This window comes from Nocardia sp. NPDC058497, from assembly GCF_042720195.1.
Taxonomy (GTDB): domain Bacteria; phylum Actinomycetota; class Actinomycetes; order Mycobacteriales; family Mycobacteriaceae; genus Nocardia.
Genome location: NZ_JBHXMY010000046.1, coordinates 1 through 20,007 on the forward strand (window position 1 = coordinate 1; position 20,007 = coordinate 20,007).

20 protein-coding genes and 1 pseudogene are annotated in these 20,007 nt (G+C 68.7%); 15 read left to right on the forward strand and 6 right to left on the reverse strand.

Translation table 11 applies throughout. The annotated features are described in order from the left end of the window. Together ACFWPJ_RS05660 and ACFWPJ_RS05665 are read left to right on the forward strand one after the other, a co-directional pair. Window positions 1–1,273, forward strand: a 1,273-nt coding sequence (locus ACFWPJ_RS05660) for an LCP family protein (RefSeq protein WP_378847590.1), incomplete at its 5' end; no start/stop codon positions are given. A 22-nt stretch (window positions 1,274–1,295) separates the two neighbouring features. Then, window positions 1,296–2,435 (forward strand): annotated as a pseudogene (locus ACFWPJ_RS05665) (MFS transporter); the annotation flags it as partial. Window positions 2,436–2,559: 124 nt separating this feature from the next. Here ACFWPJ_RS05665 and ACFWPJ_RS05670 read toward each other — a convergent pair. Further along, complete coding sequence (locus ACFWPJ_RS05670) at window positions 2,560–3,207, reverse strand: TetR family transcriptional regulator (RefSeq protein WP_378847593.1); 648 nt, start codon at window positions 3,205–3,207, stop codon at window positions 2,560–2,562. Between the two features lie 143 nt (window positions 3,208–3,350). Between ACFWPJ_RS05670 and ACFWPJ_RS05675 the strand changes: the two genes are divergently transcribed. From ACFWPJ_RS05675 to ACFWPJ_RS05685, 3 genes are read left to right on the forward strand one after another with little or no spacing between them, the layout of a single operon-like run. Further along, window positions 3,351–4,442: a ferredoxin reductase gene (locus ACFWPJ_RS05675; protein WP_378847595.1), complete on the forward strand. Its 1,092-nt coding sequence runs from the start codon at window positions 3,351–3,353 to the stop codon at window positions 4,440–4,442. Window positions 4,443–4,476: 34 nt separating this feature from the next. Further along, window positions 4,477–5,625 carry a fatty acid desaturase family protein gene (locus ACFWPJ_RS05680; RefSeq protein ID WP_378847597.1) on the forward strand — a complete coding sequence of 383 codons (1,149 nt, stop codon included), beginning with the start codon at window positions 4,477–4,479 and terminating at the stop codon, window positions 5,623–5,625. Continuing rightward, window positions 5,626–5,934, forward strand: a complete 309-nt coding sequence (locus ACFWPJ_RS05685; protein WP_378847600.1) for a hypothetical protein — start codon at window positions 5,626–5,628, stop codon at window positions 5,932–5,934. It begins immediately after the preceding gene. A gap of 3 nt (window positions 5,935–5,937) precedes the next feature. Here ACFWPJ_RS05685 and ACFWPJ_RS05690 read toward each other — a convergent pair whose 3' ends face one another. After that, window positions 5,938–6,144 carry a hypothetical protein gene (locus tag ACFWPJ_RS05690; protein ID WP_378847603.1) on the reverse strand — a complete coding sequence of 69 codons (207 nt, stop codon included), beginning with the start codon at window positions 6,142–6,144 and terminating at the stop codon, window positions 5,938–5,940. 231 nt (window positions 6,145–6,375) lie between these two features. On the opposite strand from ACFWPJ_RS05690, the gene ACFWPJ_RS05695 reads away from it, so the two are divergent. Continuing rightward, on the forward strand, window positions 6,376–7,812 hold the full coding sequence (locus tag ACFWPJ_RS05695; RefSeq protein WP_378847606.1) for a CCA tRNA nucleotidyltransferase: 1,437 nt from the start codon (window positions 6,376–6,378) through the stop codon (window positions 7,810–7,812). Here the strand turns inward: ACFWPJ_RS05695 and ACFWPJ_RS05700 are convergent, their stop codons facing one another. Then, window positions 7,813–8,628 (reverse strand): hypothetical protein, encoded by an 816-nt coding sequence (locus ACFWPJ_RS05700; protein WP_378847608.1) that lies wholly within the window; start codon window positions 8,626–8,628, stop codon window positions 7,813–7,815. A 227-nt stretch (window positions 8,629–8,855) separates the two neighbouring features. On the opposite strand from ACFWPJ_RS05700, the gene ACFWPJ_RS05705 reads away from it, so the two are divergent. The 3 genes from ACFWPJ_RS05705 to ACFWPJ_RS05715 are packed head-to-tail and all read left to right on the forward strand — an operon-like array spanning window position 8,856 to window position 11,251. Then, entirely contained in the window at window positions 8,856–9,611 is a 756-nt protein-coding gene (locus tag ACFWPJ_RS05705; protein ID WP_378847611.1) for a LamB/YcsF family protein, read from the forward strand. A gap of 14 nt (window positions 9,612–9,625) precedes the next feature. Then, on the forward strand, window positions 9,626–10,339 hold the full coding sequence (locus ACFWPJ_RS05710; RefSeq protein WP_378847613.1) for an allophanate hydrolase subunit 1: 714 nt from the start codon (window positions 9,626–9,628) through the stop codon (window positions 10,337–10,339). Between the two features lie 54 nt (window positions 10,340–10,393). Then, window positions 10,394–11,251 carry a biotin-dependent carboxyltransferase family protein gene (locus ACFWPJ_RS05715; protein WP_378847616.1) on the forward strand — a complete coding sequence of 286 codons (858 nt, stop codon included), beginning with the start codon at window positions 10,394–10,396 and terminating at the stop codon, window positions 11,249–11,251. 14 nt (window positions 11,252–11,265) lie between these two features. On the opposite strand, the gene ACFWPJ_RS05720 is transcribed toward ACFWPJ_RS05715, so the two are convergent. Continuing rightward, window positions 11,266–12,828 carry a DUF4185 domain-containing protein gene (locus tag ACFWPJ_RS05720; protein WP_378847619.1) on the reverse strand — a complete coding sequence of 521 codons (1,563 nt, stop codon included), beginning with the start codon at window positions 12,826–12,828 and terminating at the stop codon, window positions 11,266–11,268. A gap of 100 nt (window positions 12,829–12,928) precedes the next feature. Between ACFWPJ_RS05720 and ACFWPJ_RS05725 the strand changes: the two genes are divergently transcribed. Next, entirely contained in the window at window positions 12,929–13,207 is a 279-nt protein-coding gene (locus ACFWPJ_RS05725) for a hypothetical protein (protein ID WP_378847620.1), read from the forward strand. Here ACFWPJ_RS05725 and ACFWPJ_RS05730 read toward each other — a convergent pair. Next, window positions 13,176–14,489: an MFS transporter gene (locus ACFWPJ_RS05730; protein WP_378847639.1), complete on the reverse strand. Its 1,314-nt coding sequence runs from the start codon at window positions 14,487–14,489 to the stop codon at window positions 13,176–13,178. The genes ACFWPJ_RS05725 and ACFWPJ_RS05730 overlap by 32 nt on opposite strands. A gap of 115 nt (window positions 14,490–14,604) precedes the next feature. On the opposite strand from ACFWPJ_RS05730, the gene ACFWPJ_RS05735 reads away from it, so the two are divergent. After that, the gene (locus tag ACFWPJ_RS05735) at window positions 14,605–15,384 is read left to right on the forward strand and encodes a pirin family protein (RefSeq protein WP_378847622.1); all 780 of its coding nucleotides are present in this window, start codon (window positions 14,605–14,607) and stop codon (window positions 15,382–15,384) included. 2 nt (window positions 15,385–15,386) lie between these two features. On the opposite strand, the gene ACFWPJ_RS05740 is transcribed toward ACFWPJ_RS05735, so the two are convergent. Next, window positions 15,387–15,914: a hypothetical protein gene (locus ACFWPJ_RS05740; RefSeq protein ID WP_378847625.1), complete on the reverse strand. Its 528-nt coding sequence runs from the start codon at window positions 15,912–15,914 to the stop codon at window positions 15,387–15,389. Between the two features lie 210 nt (window positions 15,915–16,124). Between ACFWPJ_RS05740 and ACFWPJ_RS05745 the strand changes: the two genes are divergently transcribed. The 4 genes from ACFWPJ_RS05745 to ACFWPJ_RS05760 all read left to right on the forward strand — a co-directional run. Continuing rightward, window positions 16,125–16,976: a helix-turn-helix domain-containing protein gene (locus ACFWPJ_RS05745; RefSeq protein ID WP_378847628.1), complete on the forward strand. Its 852-nt coding sequence runs from the start codon at window positions 16,125–16,127 to the stop codon at window positions 16,974–16,976. A gap of 10 nt (window positions 16,977–16,986) precedes the next feature. Then, the gene (locus ACFWPJ_RS05750; protein ID WP_378847631.1) at window positions 16,987–17,352 is read left to right on the forward strand and encodes a DUF397 domain-containing protein; all 366 of its coding nucleotides are present in this window, start codon (window positions 16,987–16,989) and stop codon (window positions 17,350–17,352) included. Between the two features lie 54 nt (window positions 17,353–17,406). Further along, window positions 17,407–19,419, forward strand: coding sequence for a M13 family metallopeptidase (locus ACFWPJ_RS05755; RefSeq protein ID WP_378847633.1), 2,013 nt, complete (start codon window positions 17,407–17,409; stop codon window positions 19,417–19,419). A gap of 77 nt (window positions 19,420–19,496) precedes the next feature. Next, a partial coding sequence (locus tag ACFWPJ_RS05760) for a Uma2 family endonuclease (protein ID WP_378847636.1) occupies window positions 19,497–20,007 on the forward strand: 511 nt, incomplete at its 3' end.

Genomic DNA, 20,007 nt, shown 5'->3' on the forward strand with positions numbered 1-20,007 from the left:
CCCCAGGCCCGGACCGCAGCGCGTCGGCAGCCCGGTCCCACGCACCGCCCGCACGACCCCGGTCGGACGCGTGCGCCGGGCGGCCCTGATCCTGGCCAGGATGATCGGCGCGACGATCGCGCTCGCCGTCTTCACCGGCACCGGCCTGTCCTGGTCGGCGAAGAACGACTTCGATTCCGGTTTCACCCAGTCCACCGCGCTCGGCGCCGACGCCCCTCGCTCGCGCGGCGGCGCCGTCAACATCCTGCTGATCGGCCTGGACACCCGCAAGGACCTCAACGGCAACGACCTGCCGAAACAGATCCTGGACCAGCTGCACGCCGGTGACGGCACCGAGGGCGGCTACAACGCGAATTCGCTGATCCTGCTGCACATCCCGGCCGACCTGCGCAAGATCGTCGCGTTCTCCATCCCGCGCGACAACTACGTGCCGGTGACCGGCATCCCGGGTTATCGGCAGATCAAGATCAAAGAGGCGTACGGGCTGAAGAAGGCCGCGGTGCAGGCGAAGCTGATCGAGGAGGGCGAGACGAACCCGGTGGTGCTGGAGCGCCGCGGCCGCGAGGCGGGCCGCGCGTCGATCGTGTCCACCGTGCGAAATCTCGTCGGGGTACCGATCGACCGGTTCGCCGAGATCTCGCTGGCCGGGTTCTACGACCTGGCGACCGCGATCGGCGGCGTCGATGTCTGCCTGAACAACGCGGTCGACGACAGCGAGTACTCCGGTGCGGTGTTCCCGGCGGGCCGCCAGCACCTCGACGGTTCCGAGGCCCTGGCCTTCGTGCGGCAACGCCACGGCCTGCACAACGGCGACCTCGATCGCACGCACCGCCAGCAGGCGTTCCTCACCTCGGTGGCCAAGTCGCTCAGGGATTCCGGCACGCTCACCAATCTGAGCAGGCTCTCGGCGCTGATGGACGTGGCGCACAGGGACATCGTGCTCTCCGACGGCTGGAATCTGTTCGACTTCGTCCGCGACCTCGGCGCGGCGGGCACGCTGCCGGTGGAGTTCCGCACGCTGCCGGTGGTGCGCTACGACGTGATCGACGGCCAGGACGTCAATATCGTCGACCCGGCGGCGATCAAACGGGAGGTGCGGGCGGCGTTCGGGCTGGAAGCACCGATCACCACCACGGCGCCGACCGGTGTCATCGATGTGCCCGCCGGGCTCGGCCCGCCGACAACCCCACCGGCAACCTCGGCCCCGCCGCTGCCCGACACCGGAAGACCGGTGACCACCACCATCGGCGGCACCATTCCCTGCGTCAACTGACCACGGCCACCACGCGGGGGGGGGGGGGGGGCGGGCCGCCGCGGGCCTGGTCGTCGCGCTCACGGCGCCGGTCTGCGGGCAGTACTTCGATGCCGTCGGCTCCAGGAAACGGGCGCTGGGGACCTTGACGGCGCTCACCGTCGGCGCGATGTCGCTGATGTTCTTCGTCCGCGACGACTATCACGACCTCTGGCTCCGCCTTGCCCTGCTGGCCTTCGCCTCGGCCGTGTTCGAGCTGGCCGGGGTGCCCTACAACGCCATGATGCGGCAGGTCTCGACACCGGCCACGGTCGGGCGGGTCTCCGGATTCGGCTGGGCGATGGGCTATTTCGGCGGCATCGTGCTGCTGCTGATCTGCTACGTGGGCTTCCTGGCAGGCGACGGCGATACCCGCGGCGTGCTCGGGATATCCACCGATCAGGGCCTCAATGTCCGGCTGGCCATCGTGCTCGCCGCGGTCTGGTTCACCGCGTTCGCGCTGCCGGTGCTGTTCGCGGTGCCCGAACTGCCGCGCACCACGGCCGATCCCGGCGCGGCGCGGGCCGGTCTCCTCGGTTCCTACCGCGTGCTGTGGCGTGACGTGAAGGAACTGTGGACGCAGGACCGGCACACGGTGTGGTTCCTGCTCGCCAGCGCGGTGTTCCGCGACGGGCTGGCCGGGGTGTTCACCTTCGGCGCCGTGCTCGCGGTGCAGGTATACGGCTTCGCCGACGCCGATGTGCTGCTGTTCGGCATCGCCGCCAATGTCGTGGCGGGGGCGGCGGCGATCACGGCGGGGCGCTTCGACGACCGGCTCGGACCCAAGCGGGTGATCGTGGCGTCGCTGGTCGGGATGATCCTGTGCGGGCTGGTACTGCTGGTGGTGTCCGGGACGCTGATGTTCTGGATCTTCGGGCTCGCGCTCACCGTGTTCGTCGGGCCCGCGCAGGCCTCGGCGCGTTCGTTCCTGGTGCGCCTGGCGCCGCCGGGACGCGAGGGTCAGATGTTCGGGCTGTACACCACGACCGGGCGGGCGGTGTCGTTCCTCGCGCCCGCGCTGTTCGGTGTGTTCGTCGCGGTCTTCCACAGCGACCGGGCCGGGATCGCCGGGTTGCTCGTCGTCCTGACCGCAGGTTTGCTCGTGCTGCTGCCGGTGCGCGCGCCCGCCACCGTCGCGGCCTAGTGGTACTTCACCAGGTACGCGCGGCCACACTGTGTGTACGCCCGTACTCTGAATTACCCGCTGTGCCGGATGTGCGGTGTGTTACACCATGGACCGCATCCGGCGACAGCAGCGGAAATGCCCCTCAGTCAGCGGCTTTGGGAATCCAGCCGCCGATGCCCAATGCGATCAGGCGCATCTGCATGACCGTGCGCGCCACCACCGCGGCCTCCTCGCGCGGCGAGGCGGCGACGTAGGCGGCGATGCCGTCGGTGACCGTGGTGACCAGTAGGTCGGCCGCGATCTCGAGCTCGGTCGTGCTCCAGTTGTCCAGCGCGCGCAGCCGGGACAGGTCCGCCACGATCTCGCGCACGATCAGCTGCATCTCCATCGCGATCGCCCGGCGCAGCGGGGCCGGCCCGCCGTGGCGTTCGCGGATGAGGAAGCCGAACAGCGCGCGCTTGGCCCGCACCTGCTCGAAGACGAAGCGCACAGTATCGGCCAGATGCGCGTCCGGCTTGCGCCTGACCTCGCGCAATGCCAGCCGCAGCGCCGTCACGCCCTCGTCGACCAGGGTGGCGCCGAGATCGTCGAGCGAGGCGAAATGGCGATAGAACGCCGTGGGCACGATGCCGGCCGAGCGGGCGATCTCCCGCAGGCTCAGCGCCGCGAAGCCGCGGTCGGCGGCCAGCGTCAGGGTGCCTTCGAGGAGGGCCGCACGGGTGTGCGCCTTGCGCTCGTTGCGGGTTCCTGCCTGCTCAGTCACATCGGTGAGCATACATCCGTTCACCATAGTCGCTTCCCTGGATATGTTGCCCGCCTCACATCTTTGCCGGTTGACAGCGGGATGGGTCCATCCGGCACACTGGTGAGTGTACAGGCGTGCACTGAAATGTGAATCGCATGCCGAAGGACTTCCGCAGAGGGGCAAGACGCATGGTGGGACTGATCGACCTGGTGCAGACGTTGACGACGCCGCATCCGCTGGACCGGTACCTGGAGCTGGTCAGCCCCGCGCTCACCGCGCGGGAACTGCGCGCCGAGGTCACCCATGTCTCGCACGCGGTGCCCGGCTCGGTGACGCTGACCCTGCGCGCCTCCCGGCAGTGGCGCGGCCACAGCGCCGGCCAGTACGTGCAGATCGGCGTCTCGATCAACGGCGTCCGGCACACCCGCTGCTACTCGCCGATCGATCCGGAGAGCCGGGGCGACCGGTTCATCCAGCTGACGGTGAAGGCGCATCCGGGCGGGCTGGTCTCGAACTACCTGCACGACAACGCCAAGCCGGGCATGGTCGTCGACCTGGCGCCCGCCGCCGGTGTCTTCGCGCTACCCGAGCAGCGCCCGGACCGGGTACTGCTGGTCAGCGGTGGCAGCGGCATCACCCCGGTGCTGTCGATGCTGCGTACCCTCGACGCGGAGGGCTTCACCGGTGAAGTCACCTTCCTGCACTACGCGCGTCAGCCCGAGATGGTGCCGCACCGGGCCGAGCTGACCGCGATCGCCAACCGCCGCCCCAACTTCCGGGTGGAGTACCGGTACCCGGTCGAGCCGGGCGCCGTGGTGAACGGCGAAACCTCCACCGGCAGTGGGTTCTTCGACTACGACGAGCTCGAGCGGGTCGCCCCGTGGTTCGCCGGCGCGCAGACCTTCCTCTGCGGGCCGCCGCCGCTGATGCGGGCCGTGCGGACCATCTTCGAGGCCGAGGGTCTCGCCGATCGGGTGCACAGCGAGGAGTTCACCCTCACCACCGTCCCGGCCGACCCGGCCGAGGCCACCGGCACCATCACCTTCTCCGGCAGCGACGTCGCCGCCGGCAACACCGGAGCATCGCTGCTCGAACAGGCCGAATCGGCGGGCCTGACCCCGGAATACGGCTGCCGCATGGGGATCTGCTTCTCCTGCACCGCGACCAAGGTCTCCGGCTGCACCCGCAACCTGCGCACCGGCGAACTCGACGCCGACCCCGACAAGCAGATCCAGATCTGCGTGAACACCGCCGTCGGCGACGTCGACATCGCCCTCTAGACAACCGATCAACCAACCAAGGGGAGATACAGCTATGACGATCCTCACCGAAGGCAAAGACGGCCCGGTCATCCTGACCCCGGAGCAGGTCGAGGAGCTGGGCCAGGCGCTCGACGAGCTGCGCGCCCGCATCGAGGCCGACCTCGGCGAACGCGACCGCGACTACATCTACAAGATCATCAAAACCCAGCGCGGCCTGGAGATCGCCGGCCGCGGACTGATGTACCTGGGCTTCCTGCCGCCGTTCTGGCTGGCGGGCGTGGCGGCGCTCGGTGTGTCGAAGATCCTCGACAACATGGAGATCGGCCACAACGTCATGCACGGTCAGTACGACTGGATGCGTGAGCGCGGCATCAACTCCCGCGAATTCGACTGGGACACGGTCTGCCCGGCCGACCAGTGGAAGCACTCGCACAACTACATGCACCACACCTACACCAACGTCCACGACATGGACCGCGACATCGGGTACGGCATCCTGCGCATCGACGAGGGCCAGAAGTGGAACCCCTACTACCTGGGCAACCCCGTGTACGCGTTCCTGCTGATGGTCTTCTTCGAGTGGGGCGTGATGGCGCACGACCTCGAGATCGAGAACATCCTCCAGGGCAAGCGCAAGTGGTCCGATCTCAAGCCGCTGCTCGAGGGGCAGTCGCGCAAGGCGGGCAAGCAGGTCTTCAAGGACTACGTGATGTTCCCGGCGTTGACCGGCCCCCTGTTCCTGCACACGCTGGCTGGCAACGCCGTGGCCAACCTGATCCGCAACGTGTGGACCTACTCGATCATCTTCTGCGGTCACTTCCCGGCGGGTGTACAGACGTTCACCAAGGAGGAGACCGAGGTCGAGACCCGCGGTGAGTGGTACGTCCGGCAGATGCTCGGCTCGGCCAACATCAAGGGCTCCAAGCTGTTCCACATCATGTCGGGCAACCTGTCGCACCAGATCGAGCACCACCTGTTCCCCGACATCCCGGCCAACAGGTACCCGGAGATGGCGCCCGAGGTGAAGGCGCTGGCCGAGAAGTACGGCCTGCCCTACAACACCGGCCGTTTCGCCAAGCAGATCGGCTCGGTCTGGGCCAAGATCTTCCAGCTGTCGGTGCCGGATCGCTTCGTCAAGAGGGCACCCAAGCCCGGTGTTATCGTTATGCGTAATCGGAAGGCAACCGAAGTGGGCGTGTAAATGATCGGGAAATTCGAAAGCAACAAAGACCTTGTCCAGGAATTGACGTCCTCCGGTGCCCGGCATGTCGGCAATATCGCGACACTGATCACCGGCGTGGTGGCCGAGGTCGCGCGGGAGATCGGCGAGTTCGTCACCGACACGATCGAGATGAACGAGGCAGCCGCGGCCGCCCGCCGTGATGCCGAGCAGCAATTCGACGACGAGCGTGCCACCGGTGCGTTCGTCGAGGCCGAGGACGTCCCGGTCGGCGAGGACGCCGTTGTCGACACCGTGTTCGTCGAGGCCGAGGTCACCGACAAGAACTGAGCGTCACCACACCGGCAACCGCCTGCGGTGCTCGGTGACGTCGGTGATCAGATCCCGGTAGCCGTCGGTCAATTCGGCCAGCCGGGACCAGTGCAGATGGATCCGGGCCTCCCACTGCCGCGGTGTCGTCGGCTCGATCGGATGGGGGGCCCCCCCCCCCCGCCGGGGGGGGGCGCGTCGATTGTTCGCGCCCTCGGCCGGAGGAGACACCCCGCCAGCTTATAGGTGCCGGTGTGCCCGGAGTGCGGGACGGCGCTTCCGCAACCCGCTGATCACGTGAGCACATGGGTAACTCCCCAGCCACCTCCCAGCCGCTGCCCACCTAATCGCGAGCCCGACGACCAACGGTCGAGCTCCTGAAAGGCCCGCTGAGTTCCGGGGAGGCGGACAAGCCCAGTAGGCTGGCTGGTCGTGGTGTCCCCGAACGTTGTCCCTGATGCTGTGGCGGATCGTCGAGCTCGGCTGCTGGCCGCGGCGGCGGTGACGCTGGGGCAGTTGTCGGATGTGCTGACACCGTTGGGTGAGATGTTCGCCGAGCGCGGCCATTCCCTTTATCTTGTCGGCGGCAGCGTCAGGGACGCGGTGCTGGGCAGGCTCGGCACCGATCTGGATTTCACCACCGATGCCAGGCCGGACGTGGTGCAGGAGATGATGCGCGGCTGGGCCGACCATCTCTGGGACACCGGTGGCCTTGCCTTCGGCACCGTCAGCGCGGCCAAGGCCGATCAGCAGCTCGAGATCACCACCTTCCGCGCCGACACCTACGACCGGGTCTCCCGCAATCCCGAAGTCACCTTCGGTGACACGCTCGAAGGTGACCTGGTCCGGCGCGATTTCACGGTCAACGCGATGGCGGTGAAGATCGCCGCCGACGGCTCGCTCGAATTCGTCGATCCGCTCGACGGTCTCGACGCCCTGCTCGACGGCGTCCTCGATACCCCTGCCGCGCCGCAGGATTCGTTCGACGACGACCCGCTGCGGATGCTGCGCGCCGCTCGCTTCGTCGCCCAGCTCGGTTTCGAGGTGGCGCCGCGGGTGCGGGCCGCGATCGTGGAGATGGCCGACCAGATCGACCGGATCACCGCCGAGCGGGTGCGCACCGAACTCGACAAGCTGATCGGCGCCGCGCACCCCATCGACGGCATCAACCTCATGTGCGACACCGGCCTGGCGCAGCGGGTGCTGCCCGAGGTGCCCGCGATGAAGCTCGAGATCGACGAGCACCACCAGCACAAGGACGTCTACCAGCATTCGCTGACCGTGCTCTCCCAGGCGATCGACCAGGAAGAGGGCGATCCCGACCTGGTCCTGCGCTGGGCGGCGCTGCTGCACGACATCGGCAAGCCCGACACCAAGCGCAACGAGCCCGGCGGCGGCGTGAGCTTCCACCATCACGAGGTGGTCGGCGCGAAGATGGTGCGCAAGCGCATGCGCGCCTTGAAGTATCCGAAGGCCTTCACCGAAGAGGTTGCGCGCCTGGTGTTCCTGCACCTGCGCTTCCATGGCTACGGCAAGGGCCAGTGGACCGATTCGGCGGTGCGCCGCTACGTCACCGACGCCGACGACCTGCTCGATCGCCTGCACAAGCTGGTCCGCGCCGACTGCACGACCCGCAACAAGCGCCGCGCCGCGGCCCTGCGCGCCACCTACGACGAGCTCGAGGAGCGCATCGCCACGCTGCGCGCGCAGGAGGATCTGGCGCGGGTGCGGCCCGATCTGGACGGCAACTCCATCATGGAGCTGCTCGGCTTGGCGCCGGGTCCGCAGGTCGGCAAGGCGTGGAAATACCTCAAGGACCTGCGCCTGGACCGTGGCCCGATGACCCGCGAGGAAGCCGAAGCGGCGCTGCTCGAGTGGTGGGCCGCCGAGAACGCCTGATCAGAAGACGATCAGCGTGGTGCCCGCGATGATGGCCGAGCGGATCTGCGCCAGGTCGAACGAGCCGGTCGTCGCGGGCAGTTCGATCCGGAAACGCACCTTGTCGCCGCGCCGGTGCGCGTAGGAGATGCTCGCCCGGTTGGGCAGGTCGTCGAGCAGCAGCGCCGGTGCCGGTACCGCGCGCTTGGGCAGCCGGATGCCGTGCCAGCTGGCCTTGCGGATATCGATGCTGAGCAGATTGTCGTAGACCTGCGCCTCGACCAGAGCGCGCATCTTGCGGGTGCGATGCGTCGCGAGGATGCGGCCGTGCTCGTCGAGACGCACCCGCCAGTCCAGGTTCTGCGCGTCCACCCATTCCACGAGCGCCCCGATGCCGATGGTGCCCTCGATGTCGAGTTGCTGCACGCGGATCTTGGTCGGCACACCGGGGATGAGCCGGACGCCGTGCGCGACGACGGTGACGTTGTCGAACGGATGCGAGTCCCAGACCAGGTCCGACAGCACCGTCTTGCTCTGGAAGTGGGCGCCGCGCCTGCGCACCTTGAACACGTCGAGGGTGGCGGTGAGGTCGTGGCCGAGCAGGGTGGCGCTGACTTCCTGCCCGCCGAACCGGCTCAGGATCCCCTCGCTGAGCACGGTCATCAGCACATCGGGCATGAGCGCGGTGACGGTACCGGAGCCCAGGTCGGCGACGGGGTCGGCCCAGGACGTGGTGAAGCCGAGCCACTGGTCGATCCACGACGGGTCGAGCAGGCGTCTGCCCAGGTCGACAGCGCCCGACAGTGACCAGGACTTCGGATCGAAATACGTGGCCATGATGGTCCGAGCGTACTTGCCCGCGGCGGACCCGGCCACGCTCCGCGGCGTGTTGTGCGCGCAGCACGGCCGGATGATTCCGAATGTTCTTTGCGGTCAAAGCCACCGAGGTGCGGGTATACGCCTGGTGAAACCGCCCCGGTGGTGACGGCGGGAACGGAGTCGTTCATGCTCGAATCACCGGGATACCCACCTGGGAGTGACGCGCGAGTACCGGAGGGCATCGCATGCCGCTGGACCTGAACAGTGATCTGGGCGAAGGCTTCGGCCCGTGGCGGATGGGTGACGACGCCGCGATGCTCGACATCGTCACCAGCGCCAACATCGCCTGCGGATTCCACGCGGGCGACCCGTCCATCATGCGTCGGACCTGCGAACTCGCGGTCGCCAAGGGCGTGCGGATCGGCGCCCACGTCGGCTATCGCGACCTGGTCGGCTTCGGCCGCCGCGATATCGCCATCGCCCCGGCCGACCTGCGCGACGAGATGCTGTACCAGATCGGCGCCCTCGCGGCATTCGCGCGCGCGGCGGGCGACCGGGTGCGCTACGTCAAGCCTCACGGCGCGCTCTATCACGCGGCCGCCCGCGATCGCCTGCTCGCCGACGCCGTGCTGGCCGCGGTGGCCGAGGCCGAACCCGGACTCGCCTTGCTCGGACCGGCCGGAACGGAGCTCGAGCGCGCCGCGGGCAGACTGGGCGTTCGGTTCATCGGCGAGGGCTTCGCCGATCGCGCCTACACCGCGACGGGCACCCTCGCCCCGCGGGGAGTTGCCGGCGCGGTGCTGCCGCCCGACACGGCCGTCGCCCAGGCGGTTTCTCTTGCGGTGTCGGGGACCGCGCGTACCGTAGACGGTCCCGGTACGGTCGCCGTGACCGTGGCCAGTGTGTGCGTCCACGGCGATTCCCCTGCCGCCGTGGAGATGGCCCGCCGAATTCGGCAGGCACTCGGCGAGGCAGGCGTACCGGTGGAGCCGTTCGGCTGAGGGTGGGAGGCAGGATGGACGAGGCAGGACCGAGGGACACGACCAACGACTGGAACTCGCGGATCCGGCCCGCGGGTGACCGTGCCATGCTCATCACGCTCGACGATCCCCGGCCGGTGCAACGACTCGCCTCGGCTCTGCGCGTGCACGCGATCGCCGGCGTGCAGGACGTGCTGCCCGCGGCGGAAACCGTTCTGGTGACCATGCATTCGGTGAGCTACGGCGTCCAGGTCCGGCGCGAGCTCGTCGCGCTGCTCGACCGGCTGGATCAGGATCCGCCGCAACCGGATTCGCCGGATGTTTCCCGTGGAACACTGCCCGACAGCGAGATTCCCGACGACGTGGTGGAGATTCCGGTCCGCTACGACGGCGCGGATCTGCCCGAGGTCGCCCGGCTGCTCGACCTGTCGGTCCCGGAGGTGATCGCGGCGCACACCGGCACGGTCTGGCGATGCGCGTTCGTCGGTTTCGCACCCGGTTTCGGCTACCTGACCTCGCCCGACGGCAGGCTGACGGTGCCGCGCCGGGTCACGGCCCGCACCGCCATCCCGCCCGGCGCGGTGGCGCTGGCAGGCGGCTACTCGGCGGTGTATCCGCGGGGCACGCCGGGCGGCTGGCAGCTGATCGGCACGACCGAGCTGCGGATGTGGGTGGTCGACCGTGATCCACCAGCGCTGGTGCGGGCGGGGACGGCGGTACGGTTCGTCGACACGGCGACCACGGAATAACACCAGGGCTGCTCAACGATGCGCCGCCTCGACAGCGAATCGGGGAGTGATCGCATGCTGATCTTCATCGAGCGGGTGGGACCGCTCGCGACGGTCCAGGACCTGGGGCGGCCAGGGTGGTTCGATTCCGGGGTGGGACAGGCGGGGGCGGCCGACCGCGCCTCGTTACGCCTGGCCAACCGGCTGGTGGGCAATCCGGAGGACTTCGCGGCCATCGAGGTGCTGCTCGGCGGGCTGGCCCTGCGCGCCGACGCCCACCTCACGGTCGCGGTCACCGGCGCCGCCGCGCCCGCGACCGTCGACGGCACGCCGGTCGGCCACGCCAGCGTGCTCGAGCTCGCGGAGGGCCAGGTGCTTGGCCTCGGCCTGGCCACGTCGGGTCTGCGCAGCTACGTGGCGGTGCGCGGCGGCATCGACGTGCCGAAGGTGCTCGGTTCCCGCAGCCGCGACACCATGTCGGGCATCGGCCCCGAGCCATTGCAGGCGGGCACGCAGCTCCCGGTCGGACCGCCGCCACGCACCCTGCCGACCGTCGAGTTCGCGCCGCTCCCTGTCCCACCGGAGGTGCTGACCGTCCGGGCCAGGCCGGGCCCCCGCGCCGACTGGTTCGCCGACCCCGACGAGCTGTTCCACGGTTCCTGGGTGGTCTCCGCCGACACCGATCGCATCGGCGCCCGCCTCGATCGCGTCGAGGGCCAACCCCTGGTCCGGTCGGTCACCCACGAACTGCCCGCGGAAGGGGTGGCGCTCGGTTCGGTCCAGGTCCCGCCGAGCGGCCAGCCGGTCGTCTTCCTCGCCGATCACCCGATCACCGGCGGCTATCCGGTGATCGCCGTGGTGCTCGACGCGGATGTGGACCGGGTGGCGCAGGCCAGGCCGGGCGAGCGATTGCGGTTCGTGCCAGCGCGCTGATCAGCCGGGCGGATTCAGCCGGGCGGATTCAGCCGGGCGTGCATCAGGTACACGTTGTAGCTTTGCCACGCCGACATCGTGAAGTACAGGTCACGCGCCGTCGACCAGGGGTGGATGAAGCCGCCGTAGGCCATCGGATAGTCCTGCGTGGAAACCAGCGGCGCCGCCGAGGTCCACCGCCCCTGCGGTTCCGCCGCGGTGCGGAGCACGATCTGGCTGGCCGGCGCGTCCAGGTAGACCATCTGCCACTGCCCGCTGTCGGCGTCGAAGCGCACCGACAGTTCGCTGGCCGTGCCCGCGACGAGCGGTGTCGCCGAATTCTCCGCGGCGGGCGCCCAATCGCCGTCCACCCAGTACTGGTAGGCCGACTTGTTGAGCACGTCGGCCGCGCGCACCCTGGCCAGGCCGATCACCCCGACCCGCCCGTTGGGCGTGCCGAACATGTAGACGTACTCGCCGTGCGGCACCATCGCCGCCACCTGGAACCGGCCGATCCCGAACATGTTCTCCCAGCGGGCATGCTGATCCTTGGTCCAGGTCTGCCCGCCGTCGTCGGAGTACGCCAGGCCGCCGTAGTTGGTCAGCCACATGCCGGGGACCCTCGACCAGTGGTTGACCGACATGTAGCTCATGAACTGCCTGCGCCCGATCGCGAACCCCGAGGTGGGGATGGTGGTCGTCTCCCAGTTCTTGATCTTGCGGCTGCCGAGCAGTTCGGCGGCGTGGCAGGGACTGTCCTGCACCATCGAATCGATGACAAGTCCGTCGTCGAGGTTCGTGTCGGTGCTGTAGGCGAGCACGTTGGACCGCCAGTCGGCGGTGTCGGAGCCGGCGCCGCCGTATTCCCAGCCCTCGCCGAAGGTGTCGCCGAAGACCACGGCCACCTTGCCGGGTTCGGTCTCCCAGAACAGCCCGAGGTCGGTGCCGTCGACCTGCCAGCGCATATCGGTCCGGTTGTTCGAGCCGTGCCCGGTGATCTGCTCGACGAGCCGCACCGACTCCACCACCGGCGCCGCGACCGCGGGCCGCAGCGGACCCGGTTCGATCGGACGCACGACACGTGGCGGCGCTTCCTGGGCCGGTTCGCCCTCGCCACCGGGTACCGGGTACGGGATGGTTTCCCGCTCGGGCTTGAGCCGGATGCGCGGCAGCCCTGAGCCTGAACCTGAACCCGTCCCTGAACCCGAGCCCGAACCCGAACTCGGTGACGTGTCGTCCGACTCCTCGATTCCGTCTTCGGGTTCGGGCGTGTCCCTGACCTCGGGACACGGATTGAGGCACGGATCCGAGGGCAGCGGCACCTGCGCGACGCGGGTGTTGTCGTGCGGCGGATCGGGCAGCGGCACCGGGGTCAGCTCCGGTATCACGACGGGGATGTCGACGCTCGGCGGAACCATCGGACCGAGCGGCGCGGGCGGCGCGGCCGGATCGGGCAGCCGGTTGAGTGGGTCGAATCCTGTTTCGCCGCACATGTTTACGGGCGGCGGCATCCAGGGGAACGGCGCGGCGTAGGCGGGAATGGCGAGCGTTACCGCCAGCAGGGCGCCGAGTGCGGTCGATCCGTGCGATGCGCGCATGTGCTCCCTCGAATGCATATCCGAACGAACAAACAAATACCATCGACTCGACCATGAACTTACCGGAACCGAACCGGGTTTCCGTGCGTCCAATCCCTATGTGAACGAAATCGAGTACGTCCTCGGATCCGGTGACGGCATCGTGCACGACTGGTCGGGACAGGCCGAACTGGCCGACACCGGCATCGCCGACACGCTATGGCTCGACTTCGACAGCGACACGAGCAACGACGCGGCCCCCTGGGACCGCGACGGCGCCGCCGCTCTCGATTCGGCCTTGCTGCCGGACATCCCGCCATTCACCGTCGACCACCGGGCGGTGCTCGCGCAGGAACCAGTGAGTCCGCTCAGCAGGCCGCCCTGGCTCGACGGGAATTGAGCGCGATCGCCACGATGCCGAACGCGTAGACGGCCGCGCCGGCCAGCACCACCCCGATCGAGCGGCCGTCGGCGGGGATGACCAGCGCGGTCGCCGCGATCGCCAGCACGAAGGTCATGTTGAAAACCGTGTCCTGCAGGGCGAACACCTGGCCGCGCTGGTCGTCGTCGATGTCGATCTGCATGCTCGCGTCGCCGGTCAGTTTGATCGTCTGGCCCGCGAGGCCGAGCCCGAACGCGCCGGCGAGCAGCAGCCGGTGCGCGTTGTCGACGGCCGAACCGGTCGCGAGCGCGATCGGGGTGACCAGCGTCAACTGCACGGCGACCGCGGTCGTCAGCCCGAGCAGCACGGTCCGTGGCCTGCCGAGCCGGGGAATGAGCACCGGCGTCAGGATCGCGGCGAACAGCATGCCCGCCGCGGCGAACCCGATCGCGACACCGAATCCGACCAGGCCACCGCTCATCTCGGTGTCCCCGGTCGGCTGGCGCAGCACCAGCACCATGATCAGGGTGTTCATGCCGAAGACGATCCGGTGCGCGCCGATGCCGATCATCGCCGTCGTCACCTGCACCGATCGCCACACCGTGACCGCGCCGGTGCGCAAGCCGGTCGCGATCGCGTGCACCGTGCTCTCCGAAGTGGCCGAACCACTTTCGGGCCCGAGTACCCGGCGCCGGAAGCCGAAGGCGAGTATCGCGCCGAGGATCGAACCGATGCCGCTGAGCGCCACCGCCACCGCCGAGGCGGCGTCGCCCGCACCGATCAGCGCGATCACCGCCACCGCCGCCGCGGCGCCGATGCCCGCGCACACCGAGGCCATCGTCGCCAGCACCGAGTTCATCGGCACCAGCCACCGCTGTTCGAGCACCCGGGGCAGCGCCGCCGACACACCGGCCAGCACGAACCGGCTGATGCCAACGGTCGCTAGCGCGAGCAGCAACAGCGGCGTCTCCCCGATCCCCACCGCGAGCCCGATCGCGGCGAGGCCGATCAGCACCGCCCTGGCCACGCTGGCGGTCAGCAGGACGTTGCGCCGATCCCACCGGTCCAGCAGCGCGCCCGCGTAGGGCCCGAGCATCGAATAGGGCAGCAGCAGGACCGCGAAGCCGGCGGCGATCGCCAGCGGGTCGGTCTCGCGTTCCGGGTTGAACAGGATGGCGCCCGACAGCGCGGCCTGGAACATCCCGTCACCGAACTGGGCCGCGAACCGCAGCAGCGCCAGCCGCGGCATCTGCGGATTCCGCCGGATGACCCCGCGGCTCTCGCGGAGCCGATATCGCATCGAGATCGGCCGCTCACCTGCCGGATTCGAGCCGTCATGGCGATCAGTCGACACCACGTGAGAATAGTGGTGCCAGAATTGAGGCGGCGGTACGGGTGCGAGCAGGAGGAACGTCATGTCCACATCGACGACGACACCGCGGATCGAACTCCATCGCGGCGGTGACCGGATGAAGACGCGGATCTCCTGGCTCGATTCCAAACACTCGTTCTCCTTCGGCGAGCACTACGACCCCGACAACACCCATCACGGCCTGCTGCTGGTGAACAACGAGGACGTGGTGCTGCCCGGCGAGGGCTTCGACACCCACCCGCACCGGGACATGGAGATCGTCACCTGGGTGCTCGGCGGCAGCCTGGTGCACCAGGACTCCCTCGGCCACAACGGCATCATCTACCCCGGCCTCGCGCAGCGGATGAGCGCGGGCACCGGGATCATGCACTCGGAGAAGAACGACTCGTGGCGGCTGGACGGCAAGGTGCCGGAGCACGACGAACCGGTGCATTTCGTCCAGATGTGGGTGGTGCCCGACGAGCCGGGCGTCGACCCGGGCTATCAGCAGCTCGAGATCGACGACGAACTGGCGCGCGGCGGCCTGGTGACGGTCGCCTCCGGCCTGCCCCGCTACCGCGATCGCACCGCCATCGCGATCAATTCCTCGCACGCCGCCATGCACGTCGCGCGGATGCGGGCCGACAGTCCGGGCGTCACCCTGCCCGATGCCCCCTACCTGCATGTTTTCGTGGCCCGCGGCGAGGTCGACGTGGAAGGGATCGGCACTCTGTACCAGGGTGACGCGGTCCGGCTGACCCGTTCCGGCGGCCAGCTGGTGCGCCCGCACGGCGACGCCGAGGTGCTGGTGTGGGAGATGCACGCCCGCCTCGGCGGGCAGTGACCTCAGGCCGAGCCCGACTCCTGCGCCAGCACCACCGACCGCGCGTTGGTGCGGGTGGCGGCGACGATCTGGGCGAAGTCCGGCCGGTAGTCGCCGTCGGGCTCCTGCACCCAGGTGCGGTAGCCGCTGCGTTCGTCGGCGGGCGACGGCAGCACGATCTCGCTGCCGGGTAAGGCCACCGAGGCGCACACCCGGAACAGCTCGGCGAACAGCACGGTGTCGAGATAGGAATTGTCGGTGGGGCCGGTGAGGAAGGTCCAGCGGCTGGAGCGGGGATGGGCGATGATCGGTCCGCAGCGCTGGCCGCGCCCGATCAGCAGGCCGCGCACCCGCTCACCCAGCGTGGACGGCATGACCACCGCGCCGACCGCGCCGATTTCCAGCATGATCCGGCCCATCGATGAGTCGACCACGCCGTAGAGCCCGTTGTGCTTGCGATAGTGGCGACAGCGCGCCAGCGCATCCTGGGTGGCCGAGTATTCCTCGGCCGCGGTATACCCGCCTTTTTCATCAGTGCGCGACGTGCTCATCACGACCTCGTCTCTGTCGACGGTGACTCGATGTAGCTGTGGATTCGCTCGAACGGGGAGGAACTCTGCATCACGAACCGGGTGAAGCGGGAAACTTTTCTATAACGGCCTGGACCAGGGGAAAAATGCCGTTCGCAACAGCCTAATGCCGCACAACCGCGCTGACAATAGTCAGTAGCTGGCGTGTCGATCAGCGTACGATATTCGCCCATGGCACCCGTTTCGCCCACCGCGGCGCGCTGGGAACTGGTGCTGCGCCTGCGCGAACTGCGCGAGCAGCGCGGCTTCGACTCGGCCGGCTTCGCCGGTCGGGTCGGGTTCACCCCTGCCAACTGGTCCCATGTCGAGAAGGGCAGGCGGGTGCTCACCCGCACCACCATAGAACCGGTCCTCGACGTGCTCGACGTGGCCGCCGACGAGCGCGGGGAACTGCTCGCGCTGCTCGAGGCGAGCAAGCGGCGCGGCTGGTGGTCGACCTCGTCGGCGCTGATCGGTCCCGAGCTGCAGCGTCTCTACGGCATGGAGGCTGGCGCGCTGAGCATCCGCAGCTACGACAGCCTGATCGTGCCGGGCCTGCTCCAGACCGAGGCGTACGCGCGTGCCCTGATCAGCGCCGATGTGATGATCCGGCCGGTGCAGGTCGACCAGCTGGTCGCGATCAGGATGCGCCGACAGCAGCGTCTGCACGAGCCCGATCCGCTCGAGCTCACCGCGGTCCTCGGCGAGGCCACGTTGCGGCAGCAGACCGGTGGGCCCGAGGTGTTGCGCGGGCAGCTGCGTCATCTCGCCGACCTGATGCGCGAACTGGACACCGTCGACGTGCGCGTCATCCCGTTCAGCGCGCCCGAGGGCGCGGTCCTCGGTGGCTCGAGCTTCCACCTGCTCGACTTCGCAAGCGATCAGCTACCTACCTTCGCGTGGGCCGAGAGCGCCGTCTTCGGCGGCCCGGTCGACGACGCCGAGCAGGTCCGTGATCTCGGCTTCGCCTACCTGCGTGCCAGGGAGCAATCGCTCTCGCGCACCGAATCGCTGGCCCTGATCAGCGACTATGCGAGCGTGTAAGATTCGGGTCATGTCCACCACCGCTCGTCGCCGCCCGGCCGATCACGGCTGGTTCACCTCGTCGCGCTCCAATAACGGCAACCAATGTGTCGAGGTCCGTTTCGATGGCGACACGGTTCAGATACGTGACAGCAAATTCCGTCGCAATCCGCTGAACGTCGGTCTCGACGAACCGATCATCACCGTCGACGCCGAGCTGTGGACCGCGTTCCTGCACTGCCTGCTGAGCACCCGCCGGCACCCCGACCTCGTCGCCCATGTGTCCGCCGACGGCTCGGCCACCCTCCGCCACGACGACGTCCTGCTGCATTTCACCGCCGGTGAGTGGGAGGCCTTCGTCGCCGGTGTCCGCGACGACGAGTTCGTCTGCGTCTAGCCCGCCCGCCGCGAGCGGCCACACGTGTCGGCGGTTGTCGGCATACTGGAGCGCGTGACTTCCGACCTGAGCAGTCCTTCCGGGATCGATCTGTCCTTCCGCGACCAGGAGGTGCGGGTGCAGGACGATCTGTTCGCGCACGTCAACGGGCAGTGGCTGGCCGAGTACGAGATTCCGGCCGACCGCGCGGTGGACGGGGCGTTCCGGACGTTGTACGACCAGGCCGAGCTCGATGTGCAGGCGATCATCCAGGACAGCGCGGCAGGCGCGTCCGAGGATGCCGATGCCCGCAAGATCGGTGACCTGTACTCGAGCTTCATGGACACCGACGCCGTGACCGCGGCCGGGTTCACGCCGGTCGCCGCCGAGCTGCGCGAGATCGCCGAGGTCGACGGCCCGAGCGCGTTCGCCGCGCTGCTGGGCCGGTTGCAGCGCACCGGCGTGCGCGGCGCGCTGGGCTACTACGTCGACACCGACGACAAGGACTCCACCCGCTACCTGGTGCACGCCACCCAGTCGGGGATCGGCCTGCCGGACGAGTCGTACTACCGCTCGGACGAATTCGCCGAGATCCGCGAGGCCTACCAGGCCCATCTCACGAAGATGTTCACCATCGCCGCCGACCCGGCGCTGGCGGGCCTGCTGCCCGCCGACCCGGCCGACGCCGCCCGCCGCGTGTTCGAACTGGAACGCACACTCGCCGCGGGCCATTGGGACGTGGTGCGCCGTCGCGATGCCGAGAAGAGCTACAACCTCACCACTTTCGCCGCGCTGGCCGCCGAGAACCCCGAATTCGATTGGGCCGCCTGGGTCGACGCCATCGCCTCCGGACTCGATCGCAGCGGCGCGGAACTGTTCGCCGAGCTGGTGGTCCGTCAGCCCGACTACGTGCGTGCCTTCGCGCAGGCGTGGGCCGCTGTGCCGCAGGCGGATTGGCAGGACTGGGCGGTCTCGCAGGTGCTGCACGCCAGGGCGCCGTACCTGACCGACGAGGTCGTCGCCGAGAACTTCGACTTCTACGGCCGCACCCTGACCGGCGCGCAGGAGAATCGCGAGCGCTGGAAGCGCGGCGTGTCGCTGGTGCAGGAGCTGCTCGGCGAGGCCGTCGGCAAACTGTATGTGACCAAGCACTTTCCGCCGCAGGCCAAGGCGCGCATGGTCGAACTGGTGGCCAACCTGCAGGAGGCCTACCGCCGCAATATCACCGACCTCGAGTGGATGGGCCCCGACACCCGTGCCGCGGCGCTGACCAAGCTGGAGAAGTTCACCCCCAAGATCGGCTACCCCGACACCTGGCGCGACTACTCCGCGGTCGAGGTCGACCCGGCCGACCTGGTCGGCAACTACCGGCGCGGCTACGCCGCCGACCACGACCGTGACCTGGGCAAACTGGGCGGCGAGGTCGACCGTGGCGAGTGGTTCATGACCCCGCAGACGGTGAACGCCTACTACAACCCCGGCATGAACGAGATCGTCTTCCCCGCCGCGATCCTGCAGCCGCCGTTCTTCGATATGAACGCCGACGACGCGGCCAACTACGGCGGCATCGGCGCGGTGATCGGCCACGAGATCGGCCACGGTTTCGACGATCAGGGCGCCAAGTACGACGGCGACGGCAATATGAAGGACTGGTGGACCGACGCCGACCGCGCCGAGTTCGGCAAGCGCACCAGGGCGCTGATCGACCAGTACGACGTGCTGTCCCCCGTCGACCTGGATGACGAGCACACCGTCAACGGCGAGTTCACCATCGGCGAGAACATCGGCGACCTGGGCGGTCTGTCGATCGCGCTGGCCGCGTACAAGATCTCGCTCGACGGCGCCGAACCGCAGGTCATCGACGGGCTCACCGGCTTGCAGCGCGTCTTCTACGGCTGGGCGCAGGTGTGGCGCACCAAGGCCCGCCCCGAGGAGGCGATCCGCCGACTCGCCGTCGACCCGCACTCGCCGCCGGAGTTCCGGTGCAACGCGGTCGTGCGCAATATCGACAGCTTCTACGATGCCTTCGACGTGACGCCCGACGACCAGCTCTACCTGGCTCCCGGCGAGCGCGTGACGATCTGGTAGGCCTGCCTCCGCGTCGCGGGGTGCGATGATGGGTGTCTCGACGCGTCGCGGGCGGTCAGAAGACGAGGTGGAAGATGATGGCTGAGCTGGCATCGCCGCTACATGGGCGGCCGATCACAGCCGCGCAGTTCGACGCCTTACCGATCGACACGACCCATCGTTACGAGATCGAGGACGGTTTCCTACTCGTGAATGCGCGACCAGCGGCGCCGCACAGCCGGGCGATCAAGCGCCTGCTCATGCAGCTCGACAGTCAGCTGCCGCCTGCTTACGAGGCGTTCGCGGAGTTGGAGGCCGAATTGATCGGCCGTTCACCGCGCCGTATGCCGGACGTGGTGGTGGCGGGAATCGAGGTGGGCGACCAGCAGCGCGTACGGGCTGATCAGATCCATGTGGCGATCGAGATCGCGACGTCCGGCGAATCCGCAGTGCGTGACTACGCGGTCAAAGCCGGGGAGTACGCTGCCAATTCGATCGCCCACTATTGGGTCATCGACATCCTCGACCCGGCCTCGGTCGGTCTCACCATCTATACGCTCGACCAGGGTGAATACCGCATTACGCCGCGGGCGACAGGATCTGTGGCGC